Annotated in this window: 1 protein-coding gene; it reads right to left on the bottom strand. The window is 71.3% G+C overall.

Going from position 1 to position 4373, the window contains the following annotated elements; all coding sequences use genetic code 11:
* Nucleotides 1-4373, bottom strand: a 4373-nt coding sequence (locus AB0G04_RS44125) for an SDR family NAD(P)-dependent oxidoreductase (RefSeq protein WP_360996724.1), incomplete at both ends; no start/stop codon positions are given.

The raw sequence follows: 4373 nt of genomic DNA, 5'->3' as shown, positions 1-4373 counted from the left end.
CCCCACACCAGAGGCAACTCCAGCCCAGCAACCCGGCCCACACCCCACGCCATCGACGCGGCAACGTCGGTGACCGACTCCGAACGACCCACCGCGACCGCACCACGAGTGACCGCCCACACCCGGCCACCGATACCGGCGTCGGCAACCGCCTGCATCAGTACCGTCAAGGACCAGCCAGCGTCCCGATCAGCCGCATCGTGGACCCACACCACCCCCGCCACCTCACCGGCGACGGCGGCGAAACGCTCAGCAAGTACGTCACGGTCGGCGCAACCCTCGACCGGCAGCACCTCGGCGCCGGCCGAAGTCAGCGCCGACGCGACATCCCCGGCATCCGAACCGGCGGTGACCAGCAGCCACACACCCGGCAGCCGGACCGCGGCCGGCTCGGTGATCGGTGTCCAGCCGATCCGGTACCGCCAGCCCTCCACCACGGTCTGCGACCGGCGACGACGACGCCACGCGGACAACGCGGGCAGCATGCTCTCCAGCGCATGCACATCCACGCCCTGCAGCTCACCCGCCAGTCCTTCGTGGTCACCACGCTCGACCGCCGACCAGAACGTGCTGTCCTCGCCACCGGAGATCTCGTCCGGTTCCAGCGGCATCAGCCAGTAGCGGTCGCGCTGGAACGCGTACGTCGGCAGGGCCACCGTCCGGCCACCCTGCCCGGCCAGAACCGCCGTCCAGTTCACGTTCGCGCCGGCGGTGAAGATCCGGCCCACGGCGTTCAGCACGGTCTCGGCCTCGTCCGCGTTCTTGCGCATGGTCACGGCGTAGGCGACGTCGGGCGCGGTCGCCTCGGCCAGGCCGGTGAGCACACCGGCCGGGCCGACCTCGACACACCGCGTGACGCCGTGTGAAGCGAGCCAGGACACGCCGTCGGCGAACCGGACCGCCTCGCGGACGTGGCGGATCCAGTAGTCGGCGGTGAACTCCTCGACCGGCTCACCGGTCAGGTTCGACACCACCGGGATACGCGGCGCCCCGAACGACAAGCCGTTCAGCACGGCCGCGAAGTCGGCGAGCATCGGCTCCATCCGCGACGAATGGAACGCGTGCGAGACGGTCAGCCGGGTTGTCTTGGCGAATCGGGATGCCAGTTCCTCGATCGCGGCGGCGTCACCCGAGACGACCACCGACGTCGGCCCGTTGACGGCCGCGATGTCCAGGTCCAGACCGGTGATGGCCTCACGGACCTCGGCCTCCGTGGCCTGCACGGCGAGCATCGCCCCACCCGCCGGCAGCGCCTGCATCAACTGGCCACGAGCCGCCACCAGCGTGACCGCGTCATCCAGGTCCAGGACTCCGGCAACGTGAGCTGCGGCGATCTCACCGATCGAATGACCCAGCAGATAGTCAGGGGTGACGCCCCACGACTCGAGCAGCCGGTAGACAGCGACCTCGACCGCGAACAGCCCGGCCTGCGTGTAGACGGTCTGGTGAATCGCGTCGGAGTCGATCGCGTCGCGCAGCGGCAGGTCCAGCAGCTGGTCGAAGCGGGCACAGATCGCGTCGAACGCCTCAGCGAACACCGGGAACCGGGCGGCCAGGCCCGTACCCATGCCGATGCGCTGCGCACCCTGACCGGTGAACAGGAACGCCGTCCGGCCGGCGGTGACGCCGCCCGCGGAGACGAGGCCGGCAAGTGCGGAGTCGAATTGCGCCGGGGCGGACCCGACGACCACCGCGCGATGCTCCAGGGAGGCCCGCGACGTCACCAGCGATGTGGCCACGTCGATCGGCCGCAGTTCCGGCCGTGCCAGCACGAGGTCACGCAACCGCTGGGCCTGTGCGTGCAGGGCTTCGGCGGTACGGGCCGACAGCACCCACGGCACCGCGCCGGTGACCGGCTCGTCCGGAACCGGCACGGCCTCCACGGCGGGGGCCTGCTCCAGGACCACGTGGGCGTTCGTGCCGCTGATGCCGAACGACGACACGGCTGCCCGGCGCGGGCGATCCCCGTCGGGCCAGGCGGTCGCCTCGGTCAGCAGACGCAGGGCGCCGCTGGACCAGTCGATGTGCCCGGACGGTGTCTGCGCGTGCAGGGTGCGGGGCAGCTCGCCGTGCCGCATGGCCAGGACCATCTTGATGATGCCGGCGACACCCGCGGCGGACTGGGTGTGGCCGATGTTCGACTTGATCGAACCGAGCCAGAGCGGCTCGTCGGCGGAGCGTTCCCGGCCGTAGGTGGCGAGCAGTGCCTGCGCCTCGATCGGGTCGCCGAGCGCCGTGCCGGTGCCGTGCGCCTCCACCACGTCGATGTCGCGGGGTGTGAGACGTGCGCCGGCCAGTGCCTGCTTGATGACCCGCTGCTGGGAGGGACCGTTCGGGGCGGTCAGCCCGTTGGAGGCGCCGTCCTGGTTGACGGCGCTTCCCCGTACGATCGCAAGGATCTCGTGGTTGTTGCGCCGCGCGTCGGCGAGCTTCTCGACGAGCAGCACGCCCACGCCCTCGGACCATCCGGTGCCGTCCGCGTCGGCGGAGAACGGCTTGCACCGGCCGTCCCCGGCGAGACCGCCCTGGCTGCCGAAACTGGGGAAGATGTCGGCGCCGGCCAGCACCGTGACGCCGCCGGTGAGGGCCATGGTGCACTCGCCCGACCGCAGCGCCTGGGCCGCGAGGTGCAGCGCGACCAGCGACGAGGAGCAGGCGGTGTCGACCGTGACGGCCGGGCCCTCGATGCCGAAGGTGTACGCGACCCGTCCGCTGATGACGCTCGGCGCGGTGCCGGTGAGGGCGTGCACCTCGGCACCGTCCGGCAGCGAACCGGTGGTGCCGTAGCCGGACGAGGAGGAACCGATGAACACGCCGATGGGTTCACCGCGCAGCGAGTCGGGGCCGAGGCCGGCGCGTTCGAACACCTCCCAGCAGGCTTCGAGCAGCACACGCTGTTGCGGGTCCATGGTCAGGGCCTCGCGCGGCGAGATGCCGAAGAGCCGGGCGTCGAACGCGGTCGCGTCGTCGATGAATCCGCCCTGACGGGTGTAGTTCGCGTCGCCGGTCGCCCATCCGCGGTCGGACGGGAACGGGCCGATCGCGTCGACACCGCCGGTGAGCATTCGCCACAGTTCCTCGGGGCTGTTGGCACCGCCGGGGTAACGGCAGGCCATTCCGATGATCGCGATCGCGTCGTCGTCGGTGGCGGTGCCCGCCGTGTCGCGGACGACCGGGGCGATGTCGGGGCGATCGTCGCCGAGGAGCGTGCCGAGCAGGTGTCCGGCGAGCACGACCGGGGTCGGGTAGTCGAACACCAGCGTCGCCGGCAGCCGCAGCCCGGTCGCCGTGTTGAGCCGGTTCCGCAGTTCCACCGAGGTCAGCGAGTCGAAGCCGAGGTCCTTGAACGCGCGGCTGGGCACCACCGCGTCGGCGGAGCCGTGTCCCAGCACGCCGGCCGCGGCCGAACACACCACGTCGGTCAGGAGCGGGATCCGGTCCGCTCCGGGCAGGGCCGCCAGGCGCTGAGCCAGGCCGGATCCGGTGGTGCCGCCGTCATCGGCGCGGCGGACCGTGGTCGAGACGAGGCGCCGCAGCAGGGCGGGCACCGTGCCCGACGCCCGGACCGCGTTCAGGTCGAGCTGAGCCGGAACCACGTGCGCGTCCGGCAGACGTAGTGCCGCGTCGAACAGGGCGAGCCCGAACTCGTCGGAGAGGCCGCCGCCCACCCGCGCCGCGACCGCGCCGCCCATACCGGCGGCGGTGGACCACAGACCCCAGCCCAGAGACTGACCGGGCAGACCAAGACCACGGCGGTACGACATGAAGCCGTCCAGGAAGGCGTTCGCCGCCGAGTATCCGGCCTGTCCGGCTGTCCCGAACACCGCCGAGATGGACGAGAACGCCACGAACAGTGCCAGGTCGTGGTCCCGGGTGAGGGCGTCGAGGTGAACGATCGCGTCGACCTTCGGTGCCAGCACCGCGGCAACGCGTTCCGGAGTCAGACCGGTGAACACCCCGTCGTCAAGAACACCGGCACAGTGCACGACACCAGCGAGGCCTTCGACACCGGCGACCACAGCCGCCAGCGCATCGCGGTCGCCGACGTCAGCAGCCAGCACCCGCACCGACGCACCCGCCGACTCCAACCGGGCGACCAACTCGTCCACACCCGGCGCGGCCGAACCCGACCGGCTCACCAGAACCAGATCCCGCACACCCACCGACTCAGCCAGATGCGCCGCCACCAGAGCACCCAGACCACCCGTACCACCGGTGACCAGAACCGGACCGTCAACCGGACACGGCAGCAACACCACATTTTTGCCGACATGCGCACCACGACTCATCGTGCCCAGCACCGCCGGCAACTCCCGCACATCAGCGACCGCCGGCGGCAACAACCGCAACGCCCCCGACTCGAAGAGCACCAC

Origin of the sequence: Actinoplanes sp. NPDC023801, from assembly GCF_040639655.1 — a bacterium.
In the GTDB taxonomy this organism is placed as follows: Bacteria; Actinomycetota; Actinomycetes; order Mycobacteriales; family Micromonosporaceae; genus Actinoplanes.
This window is presented reverse-complemented; position numbering and strand designations above follow the sequence as displayed.